The following is a 25,962-nucleotide window of genomic DNA, read 5'->3' on the forward strand; positions in this document are numbered from 1 at the left end:
ACGATGCATACACTAGAACAATATGGTTATACCAAAGACAGCGCTACTGGCGTGTGGGTGCGCTCTGATTTCCAAGGGATTGCCTACAGTGACGGCGATGATGCTGAAACAGAGTTGGCGAAGATCATTAGCGAAGCTGATGACGTTTCGGTCTTATCCGATGAGTTGCCTCAGTACTGCACTGATTGGGCGAAGCTCTACCACCTAAGCGCCACGCGGGGAAACATCCTCCGGCCATTCGAGCGCGTGCTCCAAGGTCGAGTTCTAGAAATCGGGGCAGGCTGCGGAGCCATCAGCCGGTATTTGGGGGAATGTGGAGCCGATTTGCTTTGCCTGGAAGGGAGCCCGCGCAGAGCCGCCATTGCGGCAAGTCGGACACGTGACTTACCCAATGTAACCGTACTCGCCGAACGCTTTGACGACTTCAAGTTAGAGGAAAAATTCGACGTAGTGACCCTGATCGGTGTCCTTGAATACGCGAGCATGTTCAGCAGCGCGCCAGATCCGGCGCTCGCTATGTTGATTCGGATTAAGGAACTATTGAAGCCTGACGGTCATCTTTTCATCGCCATCGAAAATCAGCTGGGTCTGAAATATTTCGCAGGTGCTCCAGAAGACCATGTTGGCGTAACCATGTACGGTATCGAAGGCCGTTATGAACATGGTCAACCTAAGACATTCGGCAAAAATGAGCTCGAGAGGCTTATAGCTTCGGCCGGCTTCGCAACTTCAGAGTTTCTGGCTCCCAGCCCTGACTATAAGCTGCCTAACTCGATCATCACCGAGTCCGGATTCGAGTGCGCTGACTTTGACGCAGCCGCATTAGCTTGGCAGAACGTAAAAAAAGACCCCCAACTGCCAGAGTCCACCACATTCAATCTTGAAAAAGCCTGGCCTGTAGTCGTTAACAACCGACTAGGTATGGATCTTGCGAACTCGTTCCTCGTAGTTGCTGCCTGCCAAATGAGCGAGCCATTAGCGAAGAACATTCTCGCCTATCACTACAGCACTGGCAGGAGGACCCGTTATTGCAAGGAGTCTCTGTTCGTCAATACACCGCAGGGCATCCAGGTCGAATACAGAAAACTGGGCAATCCTGAAAGCCATGCAGTTGATGACGAGCCGGCGAATTCCTTCAGGTACGTACTGCCCAGGATCGATACTTATGTAAGTGGCAAGGTTCTGAGCCTTGAGTTTCTAGATATCGCCGCACGGCGAGACTGGAACATCGAGAGTTTCGTGCCCTTTTTGAATGAATATATCCTCGCGCTCAAAAGCCTGCTCGCAGATGATGGAGCCGGTCAGGACCTACGCACTGTACATTCCGTGCTTCCTGGGAAATATATTGATGCGGTCCCGCAAAACATTGTCATCACCGCGGACGGCACCCCGCAGCTGATCGACGTCGAATGGGAAATGACGGACGGCGTTGAACTTGGCCATCTGTTGATGCGTGCGCTTTTGTTGCTTATGGCTGCCGCTAATCCTTTCTACCCAAGCGCAGCATCATTCAGCAGGCAAGAATTTGTCACCAAGCTATTAGCCAGTGCCGGACTGAACATCAATTCAGAAGATTGTGATCGATACATCGCCATGGAGGCTGTGTTTCAGGAGAAGGTCACGGGAGCCAAGGCCGACCAGTTTCTAAACTGGGCACCCGAAGCCCAGATTCACAAGGTGGGTGCAGCGAAAGCGGCTCCCCCTAAATATTCCAGCTTGTACATCAGCGATGATAACGGTGATTTCTCAGAGCAATCGGCGCTGCACCAGAAAGTAGAGAACGGTCAGCAGCGCGTTAGGTTCTCCCTTCCGGACCAGCTTCCAGCATCCAGGCACCTACGTTTCGACCCGGTGAATCAGCGGCAAGGGTTTTCCATTGGTGCCATCACGGTATACTCTCGCTCAGAACCGGTCTGGGAATGGCAAGGTGATGTCAATGACCCCCTTGTAGCAGCATTCGCAGTGAAGATCGCCCAGCTCGGAAATGACCCGCTTTATCTGGCGCTGAGTGATGACCCTAGTGTGACGCTTCCCCTTACTGGTGAATCGCTCCAGGGAACAGACTCGCTTGAGCTGGAAGTAAGCCTCACTATATTCACGGAAGAGCAATTGGCTCACGAGATCAACGTGCTAAATGAATCTGGGCGCCTTAGCCCACACGCAGACTTGCAAAGCAAACTCGACCTCATCGTCGGCTCGAACAAAGAGATCGCAGATGCCCTGGAGTTTGTAAAAGCCTCAGTAAGTAGCACTGGCACCATAAGCGAGCTGAACCAATCGCTGCTTGAGAAGGAAAGAATGCTCCGCGAGCTGCATGATGAGCGTCAGCGGATGGTTCAGGAGCACGAATCGCAGATTCAGGTTCTGACCGATCAAAAGCAATTGGAGCTACAGGCCAAAGACCTGCAAGTGCAAGAGCTTATCGGTTCGAAGGCATTGGACGACGCTAACTCGGAAGAGGAGCGGCTTCAAATAATCGAGACCCTCAGCGAACAAATCACTCTGAAAGACGAAGCACTTCAGGCCACGCTGGACAAATGGCAAGAGTCACTTTCCGAAAAAGATGTGCACATCCGAAATCTGGAAGAGCAACTGCGCACACAACAGGTTGAGAAAGACACTCACATCCATAATCTCAACCTGCACCTCATCGCCATCCAGTCATCCGCAAGCTGGAAAGTAATGGGTCCTGCCCGGAAAGCAAAGAGAATCGCTCGTCGCCTGAAGAAAGCAACGTCTCTGCTGCCATCAGTGATACGCCGGGGTGGCGGATTAAAAAACACTGTGCGGAAGGCCATTGCGGTATGGCGCCAGCAGGGCACAACAGGGCTTATCGCACGAGTCCGTTGGGTTGCGGGTGCGAGCAATTTCGAATTTGTGGGTGAGGAAACACGCGAGGTCCTCAACCGTCACGACTATTCGACTTGGGTTAAGTATTACGACACCATCGATGCCAACACCCGCTGGAGGATCAGTGAGGAGATCCGGAAGTGGAAGTCCAAACCACTGATCTCGATCATCATGCCGGTGTATAACCCTCCTCTCGCCATGCTGCGTGAGGCAGTCGACAGCATCACCTCGCAGCTCTACAAAGACTGGGAATTGTGTATCGCTGACGACGCATCCTCTGACCCTGAGGTCACTGCGTATCTCAAGTCTTTGCAAAAGCAGGATCGCCGCTTCAAAGTGGTATTTCGCAAAGAAAATGGTCACATCTCTCACGCCAGCAATTCCGCACTGGAAATGGCAACGGGCAGCTTCATCGCTCTGATGGACAATGACGACCTGCTTCCGGAAAACGCGCTCTACTGGGTAGCGCGAGCCATTCACGACAATCCTGAAGTCGGGCTCATCTACTCCGATGAAGACAAGATCGACAATTCGGGCCAGCGTAGTTCGCCTTACTTCAAATCTGACTGGAATGAGTTCCTGTTCCGCTCGCAAAATATGGTTTGCCACTTGGGCGTTTATAAGCTCGATTTGGTCAAGCACGTAGGCGGATTCCGCCCGGGTTTCGAAGGCGCACAGGATTACGATCTTGCTTTGCGTTGCGCAGAGCATTTGCAACGTGACCAGATCGTTCACATACCTCGAGTTCTTTACCACTGGCGGATTCACTCCGGCAGCACAGCCCTCGGAGGCGGTGAAAAACCATATGCCGCATTGGCCGGCGTTAAGGCACTGGACGAGCATCTGCAGCGCAAAGGCAACATCGGCAAAACCGAACTCCTTCCGATGGGTATGTATCGCGTGCGCTACACGCAGCCTACCGTAGCCCCGCTGGTCTCATTGATCATCCCTACCCGCAACGCATATGGGCTCGTCAAGCAGTGCATCGACAGCATCGAACAACTGACGACATATCCTAATTACGAGATCATTCTTATCGATAACGGATCCGACGATCCGGTGTCGCTGGAGTATTTCGCGAAGCTTGACCAGCAGGAAAACATCCGCGTAATGCGTGATGACGGCCCTTTCAATTACTCAGCGCTCAACAATAAGGCTGTACAGCTGGCACGCGGTGATCTGGTCGGGCTTGTGAATAATGACATTGAAGTCATCACCCCTGAGTGGCTTGATGAGATGGTGTCGATCGCTCTTCAACCCAATGTGGGCGCGGTGGGCGCACGTCTATGGTATCCGGACAACCGCTTGCAACACGGTGGTGTGGTCGTCGGCGTTGGCGGAGTGGCTGGCCACTCTCATAAATATCTGCCAAAGGGTGATTATGGGTACTTCTGCCGAGCCTCGCTCATTCAGGAATTTTCCGCCGTCACTGCAGCCTGCCTGATCATCAAAAAATCGATCTTCGAGCAGGTCGACGGTCTGGATGAGGAAAACCTGAAGATAGCCTTCAATGACGTTGATTTTTGCCTACGGGTGCAGGAGGCGGGATACATCAACGTCTGGACCCCTTTCGCTGAGTTGTACCATCACGAGTCGGCAACCCGAGGCCTGGAAGATACGCCCGAGAAGAAAGAGCGGTTTTCAAAAGAGGTTCTGCACATTCAGGCGCGCTGGCCCAAAATTCAGGAAGATTACACATACAATCCAAATCTTACACTTGATCACGAGGACTTCGGCTTGGCGTGGCCTCCGAGAGTCAAGATATAAGTAAATAAAATTTTCAAACTTTACAGGGATTCTATAGTGCTTCAGCCACAGATGACCAACAGTTCCCCTGGACTAAATGACTTCCGCTGCCAGCTTTTGCTGGCAGCATTTTATTTAATCTTGGTTTGTGCTTGGTCGATAGGGATCGCATTCAACGGCGCACCTGATGAGTCGACTCATTTTTTCCTGTTGGAATTTTTGAATAAGTTCCACACTCTACCTTCAGCCGTGGAGCCTCGAGAGCCGTTGCTTGGTTTGATTTCAGGGCGCACCTGGCAACCCGGCGAATTCTGGTATCACGGACTTCCTTTCCCTCACGTGCTAGGTGCCTGGATCACGACAAAAATCAGCGGGTGGTTTCTGCCTGTCGACGTGCTCTACATAGGGCCTAGGAGTTTCAACTGGATCTTGGGTGCGGTTTTTATTAGTTCATTGTTTCGCACTGCGCGCTCCCTAGGTTCTCCTCTTCTAATATCGGCGTTAATCGCGACCTGCATTTCACTAATCCCACAAGTGACCTTCGTATTTTCGTACTTCAACAGCGACGGCTATGGGCTGGCCAGCATTGCTCTTTTATTGAGCACATCGGTTAGTTTTATAAATTCACCGACGCGGAAAAGGGCGCTCTACCTAGGCCTCGCCATCGGGATGATGCTGATGGCAAAACTATATTTTTTACCGGCACTTGTATTTGTGGTGGTTAATCTCCTGACTAACAGAGCATTCAAAAATGAGCGCCTGTTCGCGCACTTACCTACATCGATTATTGCTGCCAGCGTGGTAGCAGCCCCGATGCTCCTGCTTGTTTATTCAAGCTATGGCGAGATATCGGGGGTCTCTGGGCAGATCGACTTCGTAAACATGCATAAGACCAATCCTGCAGCGGGCTTTGGCACCTGCTACATCTTTTGCGGAGGTCAAACGCTCAATTACAGCAACCTACTGCCTTGGCTAGGTTTGACACTCAAAAGCTATTTTTCTGTTACAGGGTGGATGAATATTTTTATCCCCAGCGCTTACTACACTCTGGCCGCCTCAATATTCTTACTGACGATTTCAGCCTCGCTGTACCAAACCGGACGGATGATCAAGTCAGAGGCAAGTAAAGGCATGGTGGTAAACTTCATCCTCCCGGTCGTCATGATTTTGGGCCTGTATCCAGCCATGATCCTGCTTAGCCTCATCGCGTCGCAAAACTCTCTTCCACAGCCTCAAGGCAGATACCTGTTTGTCACCATTCCTTTCCTCGCCTTCCTGTTATCCATAACGACCCAACACATAATGGAGAGGAAAGACCATGAGCATGCGTAGCTATCAGTCACACGCGTTAAAAAAGAGAGTTGCGGTGATTTTGCTGCTCATTTTTCTTTTTCTCGCCGCAGCTAACTTCGCCACGTGGAAGGCAAACTTAACCTCACCATCCAATGCTCAGAACTCCGTCTTGGGGCGCCTCGCTCAGGAGGCTCTGGCTGCAGGCGACAAATCTAAGGCCGATCTGGGACTGACGTTGAGTGAGGCTGACCTCGTCGATCGTACGATGATTCCCGCGATTGAACACGCCACTCTGCTTTTGCCCGCGGCGAGCAACACCGCAATAATCGGCAGCATTGATGAGATCAGAAAAACTGATAAAGGCTGGGCGGTAAGGGGATGGAGCTTTCCGACCAACACCGGCGAGCGCCCGGAATTCTTGATCGCGAGCCAGAGCGGCAAAGTCATCGGCGCGCTTAGGTTCAATCAAAAGCGGCCCGACGTCGTGAAGGCTCTGGGCCGACAAGACGCATTGCTCTCTGGCTTTTCGGGCCAGATCACTACCGCGACCAAGCCAGCGGACTGTAGTATCACGCTTTTTACTTTAAGCTCTTCTCTTAAGCTGTACCCAATGCCTGACGCGTGTGAAAAAGCCGGTCACCCTATTCCCTGATTTCGGACATACCATGGAAAACATTGTTCTTTTCTCCGCCACCAAGGCAAACGCAGGCATTGACTTCGTCTCGCCGCTTAAAAAAGTCCTGGATAGCCACTGGTACATTCTTGGCAACGAAGTAAAACTTTTTGAGGAAGAGTTCGCGAGCTATGTGGGTGTTGAGCATTGCGTGAGCGTCGCAAACGGCTCGGAAGCGCTGGAGTTGGCGCTTCGCGGGCTGGGTGTGGAGCAAGGCCACCGCGTCGTAGCGATCGCCAATGCAGGCTTCTATAGCAGTACTGCGATCCACGCGATCGGCGCAGAGCCAGTGTACGTCGACGTTGACGCTGAGACACTGACCATGTGTCCCAAGGCATTAGCGTCAGTCATTGATACCAAGCCAGCGGCAATCATCGTCACCCATCTGTACGGCCAACTCGCAAACATCGAAGAGATCGTGCGCATTGCGTCGGCCGCAGGTGTGCCAGTGCTGGAAGACTGCGCTCAATCCCATGGGGCTCGCCGTAATGGCAAGCAGGCAGGCAGCTTCGGAAACATCGCCTGCTTTAGCTTTTACCCCACCAAGAACCTCGGTGCTTTGGGCGACGGCGGCGCTGTTGTCACTCGTGACGATCAGCTCGCCGCTCGCATTCGACAGTTACGTCAGTATGGCTGGTCACAAAAATATGAAGTCGCAATTCCTGGTGGCCGTAATAGCCGACTGGATGAAATGCAAGCCGCGATACTGCGCGTGAAACTACCCCTCCTCGACGAGTGGAATGCCCAGCGCCGCTCAATTGCTCAACGGTACAACACCGCGTTCGCGTCGCTGGATATGCAACTGCCGTCCTCCACCGCTGAGGACTACGTTGCACATCTGTACGTGGTACGCCTCAACAATCGCGCGAAATTCGCCGCGTCACTGAAAGAAAAATCGATAAACACCGATATTCACTATCCGATCGCCGACCATCGACAACCTGCATACCACGCTTCAGCCACAAATTCTCTCGCTGTCACAGAGCAGGCTTGCGACACCGTGATTTCGCTGCCTTGCTACCCAGGCCTTACAGATGAGGAAGTGGATCGCGTCATTGAGGCAGTTAAAGCTTACTTCTCAAGGGAGCAATGATTTTGCTGACGCTGGTCATTCCCGTCTATCGCAACGAGAGCAACTTGCCGGATCTGCTGCTTGCGGTGTCGGCTCTCAACGTGCAGCTGCACAATGAGCTAGAAATCGTGTTCGTCGTCGACGGCAGTCCCGACCGCTGCTACGAGATCCTTCGGGCAGAACTGCCGCTGCAGCCGTTCCGCTCCAAGCTCATCTTGCTATCTCGCAACTTCGGCTCGTTCATGGCAATACGCACCGGACTGCAGAATGGCAGTGGTGATCGATTTGCGGTGATGGCTGCGGATCTGCAAGAGCCGCCAGAGCTGGTTCTGGAAATGAACCGCGTTCTGTTGCGTCAGGACATCGACGTTGTGGTGGGCGTACGTGAAGGCCGTCAAGACCCTTGGGCGACCCGCACGGCTTCGAAAATCTTTTGGGGCTTATATCGCCGGTATGTGATCCCGGAAATCCCGCCTGGCGGCGTTGACATGTTTGCGTGCAACAAGGCATTTAGAGACACATTGCTCACTATGGATGAACGTCACAGTTCTTTGATTGCACAGATTTTCTGGTTAGGGTATCGCCGCGAGGTTGTCACCTATACCCGCCAAGAGCGAGTCCACGGTAAGTCGGCCTGGACATTACGCAAGAAAGTCAATTATCTGATGGACAGCGTCTTTTCATTCACGGATTTGCCTATCAGACTGCTAACCCGCGTAGGAGCCTTCGGATCTGCGTTGGCGGCGCTATTTGGCGTTTTCACCTTGATTGCCAAGCTAGATGGCATGATTGAAGTGCCTGGCTACGCGATGATAATGCTCGCAATAACCTTTTTGGGCTGCCTGAATCTCTTGGGACTCGGCATCGTTGGCTCTTATGCGTGGCGCACTTACGAGAATACAAAGAACCGGCCATTGGCAATTCCAATGCGGGTTGAAGATTTTGGAGACAGGTATGAGCAGTACTAGGGAGTTCTTCGTCCATAGCCACGCGCTGTGCGAATCGGAAAAAATTGGCAAGGACAGCCGGGTGTGGGCGTTTGCTCACATATTGCCTGGCGCCACACTGGGCAGCGAGTGCAACGTTTGCGATAACGTTTTCATCGAAAACGACGTGATTATCGGCGACCGAGTGACGTTGAAGTGCGGCGTACAAGTTTGGGACGGCATCACAATTGAGGACGACGTCTTCATCGGCCCTAACGCCACGTTCACCAATGACCTCTTTCCTCGCAGCAAGGTATATCCAGAGACATTCGCTCGCACGATCATCAGGCGTGGTGCTTCACTGGGCGCTAACTGCACTATTCTCCCCGGTATTACCATCGGCATAAACGCGATGGTGGGCGCTGGCGCCGTTGTTACCCGCTCAGTGCCGCCTAATGCAATCGTGGTTGGCAACCCCGCCAAGATCATCGGGTATGTTGACGCCAAACCGGTTACCGCCAGTGTTGAAGGCATGCAGCAGGCAGATAAACCCGGTTCACTTCAAACATCCGTGAAAGGCGTCACGCTGCACACGATGAATGAAGTTGCTGACATACGCGGGAGTTTGTCAGCGGGAGAGTTCGAGCGCTCAGTGCCTTTCAAGACTGAACGCTACTTTCTGGTCTATGACGTACCTACCGCTGAAACGCGCGGGGAGCATGCGCACCGCATTTGTCATCAGTTTTTGGTCGCCGTAAAGGGTTCTGTCCACGTCGTAGCAGACGATGGGGTTAATCGAGAAGAGTTCGTGCTAGACAAGCCGAATGTCGGCATTCACCTACCACCTATGACATGGGGCATCCAGTACCGCTACTCTGCTGACGCCGTTTTGATGGTCTTCGCATCTCACTACTATGATGCGGCTGACTACATTCGGAATTACGACGAATTTAAGTCACTGATTCAAAAAAGTAGCTAACCTGATGCTCAATCTGGCTCTATCTAAGCTCATGAAATTAGACTTTGCCCGATTCTTGGTTTCGGGCGGGTTTAATACCGCCCTTACTTATGGCATCTATCTATTGCTGCTATTGATCTTACCTTATACAGCCAGCTACACCATATCCTATGCAGCAGGCGTGTTGCTTGCATATATTTTGAATAGATTTTTCGTATTCAAAAGTCATCGCGGCTTGCAATCGGCCCTGCTCTTACCGCTGATTTACGGGATACAGTATGGTCTAAGCATGCTGATACTTTGGTGTTGGGTGGAGAAATTCGGTCTCGATGAAAGGCTTGCACCAATTGCTGCCATTGTAATCACACTTCCCATTACTTATATTTTTTCGAAAATTGCCTTTTCCGATAAAGCAAAGAAAATTGCAGATTAAAATATCTACACCTCTGAAACACATGGCCTTAGGCGTTCGCGGGAAAGTGTTTCAGAGGACCAGCAGCTACTGGTTTCAATAACCAAGGGCCAGCCCAACAACGTCATCAAAAGTACTGGCGTCGCAAGACTGCTCTATACCCGCGTTGTGACATCATTTAACGGATACTTCCTTAGGTAGTCTAAGCTTCCTCATGCCGTGGCGTGCCCGCCGGAGTGACAACGCCTCTATATTAAGCTGTGCCGCTCTATCAGTGGCGTAGAGGTGTCGACTGAATTCGACCATCGCAGCGGCAAGGTTTGGTTTTCCCAGGTCACAGATTTCCCTTCACTGTGTGTTCTGACAAACTGCAAGCGGTCTACTCCAAGGCCGAGTGCTATTTCTTCAGCAAGCTTTATTTCGTCCTCGGTGTCATTGTGAGTGAACAATATGTATTTCCATACAACAAACTGTTTTCTGTTTGCCTCTTTAGCGATTCTGGTGAAATTGAGCGCAGTGTTTAAGTTACCTCCGATTCTATATTTCTCATAACTTTGCTGGGTGGCACCATCAATTGAAACCATTATCTCGTCGATGAACGTACCGTCGAGTTTTGCTCGGTAGTCATTATTTCCGTTCGTAATGAGACGCTGCTTCGCAACCGGATAGGCCTTACGTGTCGCTTCCACAATCTTCTTGAAATTCGGATGATCCAGGGGCTCGCCCTGGCCACAATACTCAATATTGTGTACGACGTACCCCTCAGACAAAAGTCCGTTAAGTAGACTTTGAAGCTGATTAAGTTCCAAGGTATGAGGCCCCGGACGCTGTCTTATCTGTTTTGATCTGGAACACCCGGGACAGGCAAGCGAACAGGCGAGAGTTGGCTCTATTTGAAAATAAGATATTACCCTTGATCGTAAATGATTGTCGGGAGGATCGGAGGGCCGGTTAAGCGCACAATGATTGCAAATTCTGCTCCAAGGCATGCTCTGAGAACTGAATGCTTCTTCAATAGCAAGATATTTCTCGTTGGTAAACATCTCCGTAGGCGAAAACTTGCTATTTCTTGGCACCCACCCTAAGTTTATTTGCTCCCCAAAATCATCGTCACATGGTATTTCGCCATTTGCCCGCAGGTACAGGGATCTAAGGATTCGACAAGGCAATGTATTATTCCTCTTTGAAAGACTTGGTAATGAAATCCAAAGACCCTCTACCTCAAGCGGTCCTGCCTCAAGCATAGCGGAAGTATTATCGGGTGCAAATATTTGCCTGCGCGCGCATAAATATGGCCATGGTAGGCCGGCTATGCCGCCGCTCGACGTTCCAACAATTCGCTGTGGCGTCCTTTTTGACGAAAAGTCATTACGGGGCACAGAACAAGGGGCGCGCGTGCCGGTAAGCAGATAACGGGGGGGTTATGGAATCTGTTAGGGACGTTGCGGTTACCGTAACGGGGCAGTTCCGTAGTCGCGTGAGCGACGGCAACTGTGATGTAGGTGGTCAGGGCTCTGGGGGGTGTCCGCCAGAAGGTGTACCAGTTCTGATACTGGAACAGATGCAGCCCGAAAGGTCAGTTTTCTAAGCTAAGACAACCGCCAAGGCCCTACGTGTGGGTACAACGCATACCAGGACGGCTACCGCTTGCGTAGCAATTGCCTCGCCACGACTTTGTCCCTACCGTCGTCGACGCGGGTGCGGATAGTCCATCCAAAGGCCGCTATTCCGGCCAATCCTTCCCTGCGGTCGTAGCTTGGACGTGCGCGCAAGATAGCCGCGATCTTCTTTATTACAGTCATAATTTTCTCCACATCAAAATCCTTGCCGAGGTAAGACTTAACATTAGAATAAGAATTTTAATACCGTCGCAATGCTGATAGCATCCGAAGTGAAATTGAGACAATTCCTCAGTAAGGCAACTAGGGACGTGCAGCAATGCGATTGACCATCGACAAGTTAATACGGAACCATTTATTGAGACCAGTTACAAGTGACAACCTAATCTTATCTTTCATTGTGTCAGCTCTAATATTTTTCATGGCCCAGACAGTTATAGATGCCCATGACTTCAGGGGAGACGCAAGATTATATTGGTCTCTAAGCTCCACGATATGGGACCTTTCGTTCCCTCAAACGGTTCGAGGATATGTTTACCCATTACTGCTCTCGCCGGCCCGCGCACTATTCGACAGGAATATTGATGCAGGGCTTACGCTCTTAAAGCTATGCCATTCAATCATCTATGGCTATTTCTTCGCCGTGACCCTTCCAAATTTATATGCAAAAATTATTGGCGGTACTACCTCAGTCGCAAAAAGAGTAACACTAGCGCTGATAGTATCTATAATTTTTCCAGGGCTGGTGTCCTATCCGCTAAGTGATGCTCCATCTTTTGCTCTGACAGTATACTCAATGAGCTGCGTGCTTTTAGCAAAGGACAAGAATACGGTAACCAAGAAAGTGGCTTACCTGATGATGGCTGGATTGCTTTCATATGCGGCCTACAACACGAGAACAATTTATATATTTTCGTTCGCCGCGATGGCGGTGGCAGTGGTGGCGATAATGATAGGGAATACATGGGTAAAAACCTTATGTCTTCTAGCTTTTCTTTCTGGTAGCCTGATCGGCGCCGCACCGCAAATGGTCATTAACAAGAAATACAATGGCAATTTTTCGCCAATTATAACTACAGGACTTCAAGGGGACTCACTGTATGTCTCTCAGCTTATGTGGGGCTTGATAGTTGACAGGTACGAAACCTACATTGAAAAGGGAAAAGCTGGAGGAACGCCAGTATTCTACGCCAACAGCAGAGGTATCGAAGTATTAAAGGAGAAGGGTGTTGATCTAACAAGCCCACGCTTCTCTGACTACATTGACATAGCATTCAAACACCCTGCAGACTTATTAACTATATATCTGCGCCACACAGCTTCGGCCCTTGATGCCCGCGATGGCGACGTCTACACAACCACGCCTTCTTATAATAAGTCTATACGGTCATTTATGTATTTGATGATCGTTACGCTTGGGCTTACGCAGCTGGCAAGATCGTTGATCTCAAATAAAACCATATCCCATAACCGAGACAAAGTGATGTGGCTAGCAACGCTAACGCTTCCTTGCTTTGCAATCATACCTGGAGCTGTAGAAACTCGATTTTTCTTTCCTATCTTTTGCTTAGCCTATTGCTCTCTATCACTGGAATCGTTCGCTCACGGGAAACTAAATGCTAACAAGTGGCAAGCGCTAATTGCTGCGTTACTGCTCACATCGATATTCATATTTGTTCAAAAATCAGTTTCGAGTCCAATTTATGAAAGGCCTGAATCCTATATCCAAACGGTTGAATAGCGCTCTGACAACGCCGATAGGGCTTAGCGCGGCGAGCAGTTACCATCACCGCCAACGCTCTTTTAGGCCGGCCCAGATGGCCGAGGCTACGCAGGCCTAGAGTACGGAGTGGCTAACTAGAATAACTCTAATTTAAAGCTGCTGAAAAAAGCCCGCGCACTGGCGCTCTGTGGTGCTGCACTGTCGTATTTCCGCGGCATGGGCGGGATGCTGGGTGCCAGCTTCAGCGCGCTCGCTTCGGCGCGGAGCTCCTTGATAGCCCACATCAGATTGGCGAATCGAGCGGTGGGTTCAAACTGCAGAGATCTAGATAGCGGTCGCCGTTGCCGGCGTCCTGTTCGCAAGTGGCGAGCGGATTAACTGAAAGCACTCTGGAAAGCCTGCTTTTACTGCTGTTGTACTACCGCGATCTCTCGTAAATTGGCATAGTGCACAGCCATAACGGTTGTGAAACGGAACGAGATATGACGAATGCTACAAGAGACGATGCCTTAAAATATCTGGCGCTTATGACATTGTCTGTCTTCTTCGTCATGGCTAATTTCTGGTGGCAAGGCCACGACGGCTTCAACCTCTGGGATGAGGGCTATCTCTGGTACGGCGCGAAGCAGATCGTAGCAGGGGAGATACCTCTGAGAGACTTCATGGCGTACGACCCAGGCAGATACTACTGGTCAGCCAGCTACTTCATGTTTTCAGGGGACACGGGGATTATTTCCCTAAGAATATCAGTGGCTGCATTCCAAGTGCTTGGATTATATGCTGGGCTATGGACTATTTCCTCAGCACTGCGAAAAGGCAACTGGTACAACATCTTATATTTGTGTATTGCTGCCGTCACGCTCATGGCATGGGCATATCCACGCCACAAAATATTTGATATTTCCATATCTATGATCATTGTGGCCGGACTTACCTATCTTCTGCAGGGCCCATCAGCAAGACGATATTTCTTGCTTGGCGCTGTAGTAGGATTTGCCGCCGTCTTCGGTCGCAACCACGGCGTCTATGGAGCGCTTGCTAGTTTCTTCGCCTTTGTTTGGTTACGGGCCGGTGCGCCTGCGATTAGAAGTCTTTGGCACGGCGTAGGAGTCTGGGCGGTTGGCGTGATTGTTGGTTATGTGCCTGTGCTGGCTATGTGCGCATTCGTGCCTGGGTACTTTGACGCTTTCATGGACACTATTGTCTTCATGCTGCAGCAGGGTAATACCAATCTTCCACTCCCTATACCTTGGCCTTGGACGGTAGGTTTTGGAACAGCCGGGGTCTTTATCGAGATACGCTGGCTTCTGATTGGTATGTGCTTCATCGCGCTTATAGCGTTCGGGGTCGGCGCGCTAGTCTGGATATTTAATCAGAAGCTACGAGGACGCTATGTTCGACCCGAACTGGTCGCCGCCGTCTGTAGCGGTCTGCCCTATTCTCATTACGCATTCGCTCGGGCAGATGTAGGCCATCTCGCTCAAGGTATATATCCGTTACTTTTGGGCACGTTCATAATGCTCGCCGCTTGCAGGTCTGGGACGATCAAGCGGTTATCAGTATTAGCTATTGCCTTTCTGAGCGTATTTATCCTCGCCGACTGGCAGCCTGGGGTCTTGGCGCGTACACAACCGGGTTGGGAAAAAGTTACCGTTTCCGGATCGACACTTTCCATGGATCCCAGCACTGCTGAAGCCGTTGAGCTGCTAAGAGATTTGACCGCCCGATACGCACAAAACGGCAGACCTGTACTGGTGTTGCCTTTTTGGCCTGGCGCCTACCCGCTGCTCGACCGTCAGGCGCCACTTTGGGAAATCTATGCGTTATCCCCTCGTGATGATGAATTTCAGCGTGCTGAAATTGAACGTATTAAGAAAGCTGATCCCGGCTATGTTCTAGTGTTCGAAATGCCGATGGACGGGCGTGAAGAACTTAGATATTCCAATTCACATCCTATAATTGATGATTACATCCGCTCTCACTTTGAAATGATCACTAATTCGGTTGGCGGCGCTCTACTGACATATAAATCGATCGATGCTGGGGAAACACAATAGCAGGCGCAGTGCAGCATGCCGTCGGGATACTCCATGGTGAAATTCCGACACTGGACTGGCGCTCAGGCAAAACTCAAGGCTTCACATACAGGAACAGGCCTTGTCGTTCTCCGGCGCGCTACTACGTCGCTAGCGCGCGGCTACCCGCACGTACCATACGCGGTCACTGGTGTTATACCTGCCGAAGGCCTGCTGTTTGGTCCTCCACAGCACCAGCCCGCGCTTTCGGGCTATAGCGCGCGCTGAACTCTCTTCAATTCTCGCACCTTGATTGCGAGGCGATGCAATACGCAATCTCAACATAGGTGCCAGTTATCTACTACTGAACTACTAAGACTTTTTTTGGCTGGCACACCAGCAGCGAATTTCCGTCTGGTATTTCTAAAATGATGCCATAGCCGCCAGGCTCAAGCTTTGAAAGATCTGCTTTAAAGTTGAACCCCGTCTTCAGGAGTTTATCATTGTTATATGCCTTAACAACGTCCGGGCGGTCTGTCATGGCCGGGCCGTCAAACGTATAGGGAACTCCGGCAGCTCCGGTCAAGCGCAGTCTCAATTTTTCGGGCGATATCCTCTTAGATGCATCAATTGCCCACCCGGCAAAAATCACCGTGTCCCGATTAACGTAGACTGTGGTGTCGGGTTTGCCGCCAATGACATCCAGCGAGCAAAGATCCGTGGAATAGTGGGTGACGTTCTTATTCTCGACTTTGTTATCGCACCCTGCGATAACCGTCAAACCAATAGCCAGCACACTTATTTTCGCTAAAGTTTTATGCATACCATTCCCCAATCCTTAATTTAGTTAACATCCAGCTCCGGAGCCTTCGCGCTTTGAGGCTGCGAGTAACCTATACTGCATGCTTCTTCAGGCTGGAGCTGAGAAGCTTCGCCATTATAAAAAGAGCGGGAAAAATGAGCTGGTCACGACGTTTTCGCCGACAGCTGCGGGATATTTTAAATATCTGCGCCCATCTCACACGCATAAACGAACAGTTATCCGAATGTCTTTTGACATCTTTTAAAGCGAGCGAGCGAGTCAGCTCTATTTGCTCATACCACCAGCCATCGACTATTCGACGAACTCTTGAAATGCCGGATTTAATTCCAGAATTCACCCCAACATGATTATTCGCATGCTGCCGGTAATCCATCCCCGGCACCGGATCAATAAACCACTTAAATCCATGACTCCGCGCATAGGCGTAGCAAAACCAGTCATGCAAGGCTACGCCCTGCACCCTCTCCCACTCATCCACGATCAGCTTCTTGAACCCTGATGCCAGCGCAGGCTTGAGTACATAAGTGCACCCAGGCCCAGCCGCTTCAAACAGGTGATCCCACTGCACCTGAGGCTGCGCCTTGTCGACAAGCATTCGACGACCATTGGGCCAGAACGCGACGACATTGCTGGAGTAACCATCGATGTTGTCCGAACGTAATTTTGCAATCGCACGCTCAAGTTTGTCGGGGTACCAGATGTCGTCCTGGTCGGAGAATGATACGAAGTCGTATGCACTGAAGTCGACGTCGCGGACCAACCGGAAGAAGTTACGCGCGGCGCCTTTGAACGGGCCGGCAGGCGGGAGCAGGGTGACGTTGGGGTGGCTGAGCGCGTAGTCGGCGCACCAGCGTTCCGTGCCGTCAGTCGAGGGGTCGACGCTGATGAAGATGCTTGCATGGACGCCGGTCTGCGCGAGGATAGAGGCTAGCTGCTCCTCTATCCACGATATGCCGTTATAGGCAGCCAACAGCACAGCGACTTCGGGTAACTCAAAAGACATGCTGTCGGCAGCCTATTCGGTCAAAGGTCTATCAAGCGACGCCGTGATCCAGCATCTTTTGAAGGTACTGGCCGTAACCGGTTTTCTTCAGCTTATTGGCTTGGGAAGCAACCTGTTCTTTGGTGATCCAGCCGTTGGTGTAGCCGATCTCTTCGAGGCATGCCACTTTCCAGCCTTGGCGCTGTTCGATGGTATGCACGAAGTGGCTGGCTTCCAGCAGCGACTCGTGAGTGCCAGTGTCCAACCAGGCGAAGCCGCGACCCAGCATTTGCACGGTCAGGCTCTTCTGCTCAAGGTAGGCACGGTTGACGTCGGTGATCTCAAGCTCGCCGCGCTCGGACGGTTTGATATTTTTCGCAATCTCGACAACCTGGTTGTCGTAGAAATACAGACCGGTCACTGCATAGCTTGATTTCGGCGCGGTTGGTTTTTCTTCGATGCTCAGTGCGCGTCCGTCCTTGTCGAACTCAACCACACCAAAACGCTCTGGGTCATTGACGTGGTAACCGAACACGGTTGCGCCTTCGGTCTGCTCGCCCGCTGCGCGCAGGTTGTCCGAGAAGTGCTGGCCGTAGAAGATGTTGTCGCCCAGGATCAGGCAGCAAGGGTCTTTGCCGATGAACTCCTCGCCAATGATGAAGGCTTGGGCCAGGCCATCAGGGCTAGGCTGTTCGGCGTAGGTCAGTTCAATGCCGTATTGGCTGCCATCGCCGAGCAATTTGCGGAAGCTCGGCAAATCTTCAGGCGTCGAGATGATCAGGATCTCGCGCATGCCGGCCAGCATCAGAACCGACAGCGGGTAGAAAATCATCGGTTTGTCGTAGATCGGCAGCATCTGCTTGGAAACGCCCAGGGTCAGCGGGTGCAGACGTGTGCCCGAGCCGCCAGCCAGGATGATTCCTTTACGATTGGTCTTGTTCATTTGTTCAGAGCTTCCATAAGCATGCGGGTTACGCCACTTTGCCAGTCCGGCAAGTGCAGAGAAAAGGTGTCGCGAAGCTTGTCCGTCGCAAGACGGGAATTCAGCGGACGGCTGGCGGGTGTCGGGTAGTCGGTGGTCGGAATCGGATTGATCGTCTCCACCGCCAGCACTTCACCGTTGGCGCGAGCGAAATCGATGACGTAGCTCGCGTAAGCGTGCCAAGACGTTTCACCTGTTGGCGCCAGATGGTAGATGCCGCACAGCTCCGGATTCATAAGGGCTTTCTGCAAGGCCGCAACGGCCACGTCTGCCAACAGATCAGCGCCTGTCGGCACGCCGATCTGATCCGCAATCACGTTCAGGGAAGCGCGATCCTTGGCCAGTCGCAGCATGGTTTTGGCAAAGTTGTTGCCCCGTGCTGCATACACCCAGCTGGTCCGGAATATCAGGTGCTTGCAGCCAGAAGCGACGATCAACTGCTCGCCTTCCAGCTTGGTGGCGCCGTAGTAATTGACCGGCGCGACGGCGTCGGTCTCTTTCCAAGGCTTCATGCCACTGCCGTCGAACACGTAGTCGGTCGAGTAGTGCACCAGCAGCGCGTCGAGACGCTTAGCTTCTTCAGCCATCACCTGGCTCGCCAAGGCGTTGATGGTGTGTGCCAGTTCACGCTCGGTTTCGGCTTTGTCCACTGCGGTGTAAGCAGCAGCATTGACGATGACCTGCGGCGACACGCTGCGAATGGCTTTACGCAGACCGGCGAGGTCCGACAAATCGCCTGCCAGCGTGCCGTAGGGAGTGGCGGCCGGATGGCGATCAAGTGCAACCACTTCACCCACCACACTCAAGGCGCGTTGCAGCTCCCAACCGACCTGGCCGTTTTTACCGAGCAGGAGAATTTTCATTCTTTGTCATCGCGCTCTGCGTAGTTCTTGTCAATCCACTGTTGGTAGCTGCCGCTTTTAACGTGCGAAACCCACTCAGGATTGTCGAGGTACCACTGCACGGTTTTGCGGATGCCGGATTCGAAGGTTTCTTCGGGAACCCAGCCCAGCTCGCGCTGAATCTTGCTGGCATCGATCGCGTAACGCAGATCGTGGCCAGGACGGTCTTGAACATAGGTCAGCAGCTCAACGTGGGGACGGAACGCTGAATCAGGACGCAATTCGTCGAGCAGTGCACAAACGGTGCGCACGACTTCAATGTTTTGTTTTTCGTTGTGACCGCCGATGTTGTAGGTCTCGCCCACTTCGCCTTCGGTAACGACCTTGTACAGCGCACGGGCGTGATCTTCGACGAACAGCCAGTCGCGGATCTGGTCGCCTTTGCCATAGATCGGCAGCGGCTTGCCTTCCAGCGCGTTGAGAATGACCAACGGGATCAGCTTCTCGGGGAAGTGGAACGGCCCGTAGTTGTTCGAGCAGTTGGTGACCAGCGTCGGCAGGCCATAGGTGCGGGCCCAGGCGCGGACGAGGTGGTCGGAGCTCGCCTTGCTGGCCGAATACGGCGAGCTTGGCTGGTACGGAGTGGTCTCGGTGAAGAGATCTTCCGGGCCATGGAGATCGCCGTACACTTCGTCAGTCGAAATGTGGTGAAAACGGAAAACGGATTTCCGGCTCTCGTCCAGCGCTGACCAATAACCGCGTGCGGCTTCAAGCAACACGTAAGTGCCGATGATGTTGGTCTGAATGAACTCGGAAGGCCCGCTGATGGAGCGGTCAACATGGGACTCGGCCGCCAGGTGCATCACGGCATCCGGCTGATGTTGGCGGAACACACGGTCAAGGTCTTCGCGGTTGCAGATGTCGACGTGTTCGAAGGCATAGCGCTCGTTCTGGTCAACTGTTTGCAGCGACTCGAGGTTACCCGCGTAAGTCAGCTTGTCGACGTTGACGACCGAATCGGTGGTGTTGGCAATGATGTGCCGTACGACTGCTGAGCCGATGAAGCCTGCGCCGCCAGTAACTAAGATCTTCACGCGAATTTCATACCCTGATTGTTGGCAACTTTACGCGCTGCCGGGTCCATGGAAAGCGAGGGTGCCAGAGAATGGTCAGCCTCTTGTGCGAATCAACTGTCGGACAGATCCGAAAACAGGTGCCGACGATCAACAAAATGAACAGACCGCATTTTAACGGCAATGTCCATTATTACTACAGGGGATTCAAGGTGCCTTATGGCTTGCGCTTGCGCGGCCCCGTGTTGAACACCGGCACTTTGCGCACTGGCTTGATGGCTGGCACTTCTGCCGCCGCTTCGCCGCTGTCGACCCACTTGCCCAGATTGCGTTTGCCGCCTCCGCCACTGGTTTTGGGTTTCTTTGGCTTTTTCGGCTTTTTCAGAACCTGCCCGGTCGCGTCGGTGGCCGGCACGCGGTGTTCTGGAATGAAGTCGGGTTCTTCGCGGCGCTGGAGGGTCTGGCGGGTCAGCATTTCGATGGCGCTGAGCAGGTCGACTTCGTCGGCGCACACCAGGGAAATCGCCTCACCGGTCTGGCCCGCGCGGCCGGTGCGGCCAATGCGGTGGATGTAGTCTTCGGCAACGATCGGCAGGTCGAGGTTGACCACGGTCGGCAGGTCGTCGATGTCCAGACCGCGAGCCGCCACATCGGTGGCAACCAGGATCTGCACGTCACCGCTCTTGAAGCGATCCAGCGCGCGCTGGCGAGTGGCCTGGGGTTTGTCGCCGTGAATGCCGTCGGCGTTGAGGCTCAGGCCTTGCAGGCGCTCCACCAGTTGGTCGACGCCGACGCGGGTTTTCGCGAAGACCAGCACCTGACCCCAGCGATGCTTCTTGAGCAGATGAATGAACAGCTCGCTCTTGCGCTTCTTGTCGACGGTGACGATCCACTGCTTGACCGACGAGGCCGCCACGTTGCGCGGGCTGACTTCGATGGTCAGCGGGTTGTCGAGCATCTGCCCGGCCAGCGCGCGGATCGCATCGGAGAAGGTCGCGGAGAACAGCAGCGTCTGGCGGCGTTTCGGCAGCGCGGCATAGATGTCGCGCAGTTCTTCGGAAAAGCCGAGATCGAGCATGCGATCCGCTTCGTCGAGGATCAAGGTCTGGAGCTGCGAGAATTTCACGGCGTTCTGGCGATACAGGTCGAGCAGGCGGCCGGGGGTAGCAACCAGCACGTCAATGCCTCGACGCAGTTTCATCATCTGCGGGTTGATGCTGACGCCGCCGTAGGCCGCGTAGGTGGTCAGCGGCAGGTGCTCGGCGTATTGCGCGATGGCTTCGTGAACCTGCTCGGCCAGTTCGCGGGTCGGCACCAGCACCAGCGCGCGCACGGAGTTGGCGGCGACCTTCGGGCCTTCCATGGTCAGGCGTTGCAGCAAAGGCAGCGCGAAACCTGCGGTCTTGCCAGTGCCGGTCTGGGCGGCGGCCATGAGGTCGCGGCCTTCGAGCACGGGCGGAATCGCCTGGGCCTGAACGGGGGTGGGAGTCTGGTAGCCCAGTGTTTCGAGAGCACGCAGCAGGGGTTCGATCAGGCCGAGGGAGGCGAATGTCATTTCAGTACCGTTGGAAAAAGGTCAGCGCACAAGAGTCTGTAGAAGACAATGGCGCGCAGTTTACCCTTTCTGCAACGGTTTCTGCTTGCGCCACTGCGGCAGGCCGATGAGCACGACGGCGCTGATGATCACCGCCATCGCTGCGCCTTCCGCCCAGCCGATGTGTTCGCCGGCGAACAACACGCCGAGCAACACCGCCACCGCCGGGTTGACGTAGCAATAGCTGGTCGCGGCGGCGGGTCGCACGTTCTTCAGCAGGTACATGTAGGAGCTGAACGCGACGATGGAGCCGAACACCACCAGATACGCCATCACCAGCCAGCCCGACAGGCCGGGGGATTGGGTCATGCGTTCGCCGCTGATGAAGCTGCCGAGCAACAGCACGGCGCCGGCCACCAGCATTTCGCAGGCGCTGGCCATGGGTCCGGCGGGCAATGGCAGGTAGCGGCTCCACACCGAACCGAACGCCCAGGTCGCGGCGGCGAAGATCACCAGCGCCGCGCCCATGGGGCTGGCTTGCAGGTTCGAGCCGAGGTTGAGCAAAGAAATGCCGACAAGGCCGAGCAGGATGCCCGCCCATTCCAGCCCCGTGTTGCGATGGCCCCAGATCAGGCCGAACAACAACGTGAACAGCGGCACCACGGCCACCGCCAACGCTGCGACACCAGAGGCAACGCCTGCACGTTCCGCCAGGGTCACGCCGCCATTGCCGCAGGCGAGTAGGAGAAAGCCGATCATCCCGGCGGATTTCCACTGTTTCCAGGTGGGCATAGGCGCGCCACGAAAGCGCATGAAGGCGAACAGGATGGAACCGGCGATGGTAAAGCGCACCCCGGCCATCATGAGCGGAGGCCAGGTTTCGATACCGATGCGGATGGCGAGATAAGTTGAGCCCCAGATCACATAAAGCGCGAAAAAGGCCCCGATGAGCAGCAGGGGAAAACGGCGGGCGGCTGGCATGAAAGGCTCTAGTACAGTCGTTTATTGTGGGACTGATTCTAGAAATGTCCGGGCCGCCGGCGTCAGTTACAAATGACGTTTATTCGACCCGTACACTTTTAAACGCGCTGACGCGGTTATAAGTAGGACTGGCTTTAGCCGGGAAGGCGTCGGTTGTCGCACTGCAAAAGTGATGTCGAACACGCTGGCCTCTTCCCGGCTGAAGCCGGTCCCACTAACCGACCGCGTACACCCGTAAGACTGGCTTTAGCCGGGAAGACGTCAGTTGCCGCACTGCAAAAGTGATGTTGCACATGCAGACCTCTTCCCGGCTGAAGGCGGTCCCACTGACAGCACGCATTCATCCGCCGTCTTACTGACCCGCCGCGAGGCCTCGGTGCTTGCTGATCGCATCCGCAATCTTCTTCGCCGGGACTTTTTGCAGCGTGCAGAGTAACTGGTGGGAAACGCCGGCCAGACCGTGGGTGTCGCGCAGCTGGTGGCCCAGGTGCAGCGTAAGGTTGGCGGCCATTTCCGCGTCGGCCATGGCCCGGTGAGCCTTGCCGGTGTGGGGCAAGCCGGCCCAGCTGGTGAGGGTGCCGAGTTTGTGGTTCGGTGCGTGTGGCAGGAGACGTCGCGCCAGCAGCATCGAGCAGGCGAAGCTTTGTACGCGATTGCGCTTGATGCGCGACAGCTCGAAGTCCCAGAACTTCTGGTCAAACGAGGCGTTGTGCGCCACCAGTGGCGTCAGGCCGACGAACTCGGCGACCTCGTTCATGACCCGGTCAGCCGGCGGCGCCGTGCGCAGCATGCTGTTGCTGATGCCGGTCAGGGACTCGATAAAAGACGGGATGCGCACGCCAGCGTTCATCAGGCTTTGATAGCGCTCGACGATCACGCCCTGCTCCACGATCACCACGGCGATTTCCGTGGCGCGGCAGTAGCTGCTGGGGGAAATGCCGGTGGTTTCGAAGTCGATGACGGCGATACGTTCTTGCATGGCGTGGCCTTCAAATAGCGGGGTGGTGCGTGGACGTGAGAAGTATCGGGCGGCCTGATCAGCGCGCTGCTGGCATCAATTCTTGAGCAGCAACCCGCCCTTGATGGGCACATAACGACTGGCCGCGCGGATCAGCGAGTTGGCGGTCAACCCCGGCACACCGTAGGCAATCGCTTCGACGCCGTGCTTGCTGATGATGCGCTCCAGCAACAGGTCGAAATCGCCATCGCCGGACGCCAGCACAACCTCATCGACACTCGGCGCTACGTCCATGATGTCGATGGTGATGCCCACGTCCCAGTCGCCTTTGGCCGAGCCGTCGCTGCGCTGGATGTAGGGCTTGAGTTTGACGGTAAAGCCGAGGTTGCGCAGGATCTGCTGAAATTGCTGCTGCTTGCTGTCGCCACGGTCGATGGCATACGCATACGCCTCGACGATCTGCCCGCGCTGGCTGATGTCAGCCCACAGGGCGGCGTAATTGAAGTGACAACCGTGAGCCTGACGCACTGTGTAATACAGATTCTGTACGTCGGCGAAGACCGCGATTCTTCTCACCCAAATTCCTCGATGCGCTGACAAGCGACAGGGATCCGAAAACCGGACCGGCGCTCAGTATGCCAGTTTGGGGAAGGGATAGAAGGATTGGGTGGAGGGTGCGGTTGTGCTGCGCAGACCTGATCCTTATAGAAACAATCCTGTGGGAGCGAGCTTGCTCGCGAAATGGCTTGGCCATCCGCCGAATCTTCAGCGACTGAAATGCCGCCTTCGTGAGCAAGCTCACCCCCACAGGGAGGGCGTTAGCTGCGGCTATCAGACGAACGAATCGTCGTCGTCAAACATGCCGCCACCGGCGTCGCTGCCGTAATCGGTATCGGCGAAGCCATTGGAATCACTGCCCCAGGCGTCGTTGCCGGTAGTGTCATTACCCGTCACGCGCTGCTGGTCGTCACCCCACCCGCCGCTGCCGCCCTGATCATGTTCAGCGGCAGGCTGTGCCGGCTCCTCCTTGATGATCTCGACGACTTCCTGCGGTTGGCTGTTGTGGTGGAACAGGCTGCTGATGCCTTCCGCCAGCATGACGCCACCGGCCACGCCCGCGGCGGTTTTCAGTGCGCCACCGAGGAAACCACTGCCGACGGGCGCCGCCGGTGCCTGTTGCGGTTGGGCATAGTTTTGCGGTGGCTGAGCATAGTTCTGCTGCGGCGCGTTGTAAGGCGGCGCGCTCGCAGGGCCACTTTCGCGCCAGCCGCCCGACGAAGGCTGCGGATTCGATGGACGCGAGAACGAAGAAGCCGGTTGCTGAGCCTGAGGCTCGCGCGAACCGCCACCAAAGATGCTCGACAGAAACCCGCCGCCACTGCCAGACGGCGCAGGCGCCGCGGATTTTGACCGTTCCAGCTCAGCCCGCAGTTGTTGAATCTGCTCGTCGCGCTGACGGTTCTGGGCCTCCAGCTGCTTGATCGCGACTTCCTGCACCAGAATCGACTGCGCCATGTAATAAGGCGCAGCGGGCTGGCGAGTCAGGTGCTCCTTGATCAGCGCTTCGGCCTGCGCATCACGGGGGGCCGATTCGGTTTCTGCTTGCTTGAGCTTGCCAAACAAGCCGTCGATCAGGGTTTGTTCTTCGCTGTTCATGGCGACCTCGTTAGATTGCCGTAGGAATTCTGTTCTGAGCCATTGCTCAGGCATAGCCAGTAATGGGGCTGTTCCAGGGCGTTTCAATAGCATGTAAAAAAAGTTAAGAAGGCTCGCAGGTCGCGGCCGGTTGGCCGGTTCTGCGGCGCTACGTTAAAGTGTTGGCCTGCTTATCCTTGTGATCCGTTCATGAATCCGCTGACCCTTCTGCAAGACTCGTTTTACTTCTTCCGACGCAACTTCGGCAGCATTCTTACGCTGTGCCTGCCGCTGGTGGTACTGGAGGCCCTGACCAAACAGCTCGTCGGCTTCGGGGCGAGCACCGGGGCCGCGCCACTGTTGGTCGGACTGCTTTTCTACCCGCTCTATACCGGCGCGCTGATCCTGTTTATGGACGCCAAAACCCGTGGCGAAGAACCGGTCAAATCCAACCTGTGGGCGGTTGCCTTGCGCCTGTGGCCTACCTTCGCGGTGCTGACCGCACTGAGCACGCTGCTGATCATGGCCGGCATGTCGCTGTTCATCCTGCCGGGCGTGTGGGTGATGATCAAACTGGTGCTGTCGGAATACCTGCTGGTGTTGCGCGGGATGGGGCCGCTGGAGGCAATGCGCGAAAGCTTCAGGATGACCCAGGGCCATGTGGTGCGGATTTTCGTCTGCGTGCTGTGCGTTTACATCCCGCTGTCGCTGCTTGAGGCGCTCAGTTATTACGTGCTGCCGGACCAACAGAGCCCGATGCTGTCGATTGCAGTGGACAGTATTTCCAGCTTCCTGCAGTTGTTTATCAGCGTGGTGATGTTCCGGCTGTTCATGCTCATCGACCCACCTGCCCGGTCGGCCTGAC

At 54.2% G+C, this 25,962-nt stretch carries 21 protein-coding genes; 10 read left to right on the forward strand and 11 right to left on the reverse strand.

The annotated features are described in order from the left end of the window. Positions 1-3: 3 nt before the first annotated feature. From SLW74_RS25100 to SLW74_RS25130, 7 genes are read left to right on the forward strand one after another with little or no spacing between them, the layout of a single operon-like run. Positions 4-4,617, forward strand: coding sequence for a glycosyltransferase (locus SLW74_RS25100; protein ID WP_410930448.1), 4,614 nt, complete (start codon positions 4-6; stop codon positions 4,615-4,617). A gap of 36 nt (positions 4,618-4,653) precedes the next feature. Beyond that, positions 4,654-5,928, forward strand: coding sequence for a DUF2142 domain-containing protein (locus SLW74_RS25105; protein WP_410930449.1), 1,275 nt, complete (start codon positions 4,654-4,656; stop codon positions 5,926-5,928). Then, entirely contained in the window at positions 5,915-6,541 is a 627-nt protein-coding gene (locus SLW74_RS25110; RefSeq protein ID WP_410930450.1) for a hypothetical protein, read from the forward strand. Before SLW74_RS25105 ends, SLW74_RS25110 begins: the two co-directional genes overlap by 14 nt. 13 nt (positions 6,542-6,554) lie before the next feature. Continuing rightward, a complete protein-coding gene (locus SLW74_RS25115; RefSeq protein ID WP_410930451.1) occupies positions 6,555-7,655 on the forward strand; it encodes a DegT/DnrJ/EryC1/StrS family aminotransferase in 1,101 nt (366 codons plus the stop codon). Continuing rightward, positions 7,652-8,602 (forward strand): glycosyltransferase family 2 protein, encoded by a 951-nt coding sequence (locus SLW74_RS25120; protein WP_410930452.1) that lies wholly within the window; start codon positions 7,652-7,654, stop codon positions 8,600-8,602. The genes SLW74_RS25115 and SLW74_RS25120 overlap by 4 nt, the downstream gene beginning before the upstream one ends. After that, positions 8,589-9,539, forward strand: a complete 951-nt coding sequence (locus SLW74_RS25125) for a WxcM-like domain-containing protein (protein WP_410930453.1) — start codon at positions 8,589-8,591, stop codon at positions 9,537-9,539. Before SLW74_RS25120 ends, SLW74_RS25125 begins: the two co-directional genes overlap by 14 nt. Before the next feature lie 4 nt (positions 9,540-9,543). Further along, positions 9,544-9,951, forward strand: a complete 408-nt coding sequence (locus tag SLW74_RS25130; RefSeq protein WP_410930454.1) for a GtrA family protein — start codon at positions 9,544-9,546, stop codon at positions 9,949-9,951. 227 nt (positions 9,952-10,178) lie between these two features. Here the strand turns inward: SLW74_RS25130 and SLW74_RS25135 are convergent, their stop codons facing one another. Continuing rightward, positions 10,179-11,174 (reverse strand): radical SAM protein, encoded by a 996-nt coding sequence (locus SLW74_RS25135; RefSeq protein ID WP_410930455.1) that lies wholly within the window; start codon positions 11,172-11,174, stop codon positions 10,179-10,181. A 733-nt stretch (positions 11,175-11,907) separates the two neighbouring features. On the opposite strand from SLW74_RS25135, the gene SLW74_RS25140 reads away from it, so the two are divergent. Both SLW74_RS25140 and SLW74_RS25145 read left to right on the forward strand, forming a co-directional pair. Then, positions 11,908-13,290 (forward strand): hypothetical protein, encoded by a 1,383-nt coding sequence (locus SLW74_RS25140; protein WP_410930456.1) that lies wholly within the window; start codon positions 11,908-11,910, stop codon positions 13,288-13,290. A gap of 464 nt (positions 13,291-13,754) precedes the next feature. Next, entirely contained in the window at positions 13,755-15,329 is a 1,575-nt protein-coding gene (locus SLW74_RS25145; protein ID WP_410930457.1) for a hypothetical protein, read from the forward strand. 319 nt (positions 15,330-15,648) lie between these two features. On the opposite strand, the gene SLW74_RS25150 is transcribed toward SLW74_RS25145, so the two are convergent. From SLW74_RS25150 to SLW74_RS25195, 10 genes are all read right to left on the reverse strand, one after another. Continuing rightward, complete coding sequence (locus SLW74_RS25150) at positions 15,649-16,110, reverse strand: hypothetical protein (RefSeq protein ID WP_410930458.1); 462 nt, start codon at positions 16,108-16,110, stop codon at positions 15,649-15,651. Between the two features lie 70 nt (positions 16,111-16,180). Further along, positions 16,181-17,113, reverse strand: a complete 933-nt coding sequence (locus tag SLW74_RS25155) for a glycosyltransferase (protein ID WP_410930459.1) — start codon at positions 17,111-17,113, stop codon at positions 16,181-16,183. A gap of 31 nt (positions 17,114-17,144) precedes the next feature. Continuing rightward, on the reverse strand, positions 17,145-18,035 hold the full coding sequence (gene rfbA / locus SLW74_RS25160; protein ID WP_410930460.1) for a glucose-1-phosphate thymidylyltransferase RfbA: 891 nt from the start codon (positions 18,033-18,035) through the stop codon (positions 17,145-17,147). Beyond that, positions 18,032-18,937, reverse strand: coding sequence for a dTDP-4-dehydrorhamnose reductase (gene rfbD, locus SLW74_RS25165; protein WP_410930461.1), 906 nt, complete (start codon positions 18,935-18,937; stop codon positions 18,032-18,034). The genes rfbA and rfbD overlap by 4 nt, the downstream gene beginning before the upstream one ends. Further along, the gene (rfbB, locus tag SLW74_RS25170; protein ID WP_410930462.1) at positions 18,934-20,010 is read right to left on the reverse strand and encodes a dTDP-glucose 4,6-dehydratase; all 1,077 of its coding nucleotides are present in this window, start codon (positions 20,008-20,010) and stop codon (positions 18,934-18,936) included. The genes rfbD and rfbB overlap by 4 nt, the downstream gene beginning before the upstream one ends. A 196-nt stretch (positions 20,011-20,206) precedes the next feature. Further along, positions 20,207-21,544, reverse strand: a complete 1,338-nt coding sequence (locus SLW74_RS25175) for a DEAD/DEAH box helicase (RefSeq protein ID WP_410930464.1) — start codon at positions 21,542-21,544, stop codon at positions 20,207-20,209. A gap of 60 nt (positions 21,545-21,604) precedes the next feature. After that, a complete protein-coding gene (gene yedA, locus SLW74_RS25180; RefSeq protein ID WP_410930465.1) occupies positions 21,605-22,504 on the reverse strand; it encodes a drug/metabolite exporter YedA in 900 nt (299 codons plus the stop codon). A gap of 352 nt (positions 22,505-22,856) precedes the next feature. Next, positions 22,857-23,483, reverse strand: coding sequence for a PolC-type DNA polymerase III (locus SLW74_RS25185; protein WP_410930466.1), 627 nt, complete (start codon positions 23,481-23,483; stop codon positions 22,857-22,859). 75 nt (positions 23,484-23,558) lie between these two features. Further along, positions 23,559-24,038: an NYN domain-containing protein gene (locus SLW74_RS25190; protein ID WP_410930467.1), complete on the reverse strand. Its 480-nt coding sequence runs from the start codon at positions 24,036-24,038 to the stop codon at positions 23,559-23,561. A 255-nt stretch (positions 24,039-24,293) separates the two neighbouring features. Continuing rightward, on the reverse strand, positions 24,294-25,118 hold the full coding sequence (locus SLW74_RS25195; protein ID WP_410930468.1) for a DUF2076 domain-containing protein: 825 nt from the start codon (positions 25,116-25,118) through the stop codon (positions 24,294-24,296). A 189-nt stretch (positions 25,119-25,307) separates the two neighbouring features. On the opposite strand from SLW74_RS25195, the gene SLW74_RS25200 reads away from it, so the two are divergent. Then, the gene (locus tag SLW74_RS25200) at positions 25,308-25,961 is read left to right on the forward strand and encodes a YciC family protein (protein WP_296310155.1); all 654 of its coding nucleotides are present in this window, start codon (positions 25,308-25,310) and stop codon (positions 25,959-25,961) included. Position 25,962 lies beyond the last annotated feature (1 nt).

The sequence above is a fragment of the Pseudomonas sp. W5-36 genome (assembly GCF_046540455.1).
Lineage (GTDB): Bacteria > Pseudomonadota > Gammaproteobacteria > Pseudomonadales > Pseudomonadaceae > Aquipseudomonas > Aquipseudomonas graminis_B.

Excerpts from the sequence above, each read along its gene's own strand:
- SLW74_RS25115 (WP_410930451.1), top strand. The coding sequence starts at position 6,555 with ATGGAAAACATTGTTCTTTTCTCCGCCACCAAGGCAAACGCAGGCATT.
- SLW74_RS25195 (WP_410930468.1), bottom strand. The coding sequence starts at position 25,118 with ATGAACAGCGAAGAACAAACCCTGATCGACGGCTTGTTTGGCAAGCTC.
- SLW74_RS25100 (WP_410930448.1), top strand. The coding sequence starts at position 4 with ATGCATACACTAGAACAATATGGTTATACCAAAGACAGCGCTACTGGC.
- SLW74_RS25155 (WP_410930459.1), bottom strand. The coding sequence starts at position 17,113 with ATGTCTTTTGAGTTACCCGAAGTCGCTGTGCTGTTGGCTGCCTATAAC.
- SLW74_RS25150 (WP_410930458.1), bottom strand. The coding sequence starts at position 16,110 with ATGCATAAAACTTTAGCGAAAATAAGTGTGCTGGCTATTGGTTTGACG.
- rfbD (WP_410930461.1), bottom strand. The coding sequence starts at position 18,937 with ATGAAAATTCTCCTGCTCGGTAAAAACGGCCAGGTCGGTTGGGAGCTG.
- SLW74_RS25125 (WP_410930453.1), top strand. The coding sequence starts at position 8,589 with ATGAGCAGTACTAGGGAGTTCTTCGTCCATAGCCACGCGCTGTGCGAA.
- SLW74_RS25175 (WP_410930464.1), bottom strand. The coding sequence starts at position 21,544 with ATGACATTCGCCTCCCTCGGCCTGATCGAACCCCTGCTGCGTGCTCTC.
- SLW74_RS25200 (WP_296310155.1), top strand. The coding sequence starts at position 25,308 with ATGAATCCGCTGACCCTTCTGCAAGACTCGTTTTACTTCTTCCGACGC.
- SLW74_RS25145 (WP_410930457.1), top strand. The coding sequence starts at position 13,755 with ATGACGAATGCTACAAGAGACGATGCCTTAAAATATCTGGCGCTTATG.
- SLW74_RS25120 (WP_410930452.1), top strand. The coding sequence starts at position 7,652 with ATGATTTTGCTGACGCTGGTCATTCCCGTCTATCGCAACGAGAGCAAC.
- SLW74_RS25110 (WP_410930450.1), top strand. The coding sequence starts at position 5,915 with ATGAGCATGCGTAGCTATCAGTCACACGCGTTAAAAAAGAGAGTTGCG.
- rfbA (WP_410930460.1), bottom strand. The coding sequence starts at position 18,035 with ATGAACAAGACCAATCGTAAAGGAATCATCCTGGCTGGCGGCTCGGGC.
- SLW74_RS25130 (WP_410930454.1), top strand. The coding sequence starts at position 9,544 with ATGCTCAATCTGGCTCTATCTAAGCTCATGAAATTAGACTTTGCCCGA.
- SLW74_RS25135 (WP_410930455.1), bottom strand. The coding sequence starts at position 11,174 with ATGCTTGAGGCAGGACCGCTTGAGGTAGAGGGTCTTTGGATTTCATTA.
- yedA (WP_410930465.1), bottom strand. The coding sequence starts at position 22,504 with ATGCCAGCCGCCCGCCGTTTTCCCCTGCTGCTCATCGGGGCCTTTTTC.
- SLW74_RS25185 (WP_410930466.1), bottom strand. The coding sequence starts at position 23,483 with ATGCAAGAACGTATCGCCGTCATCGACTTCGAAACCACCGGCATTTCC.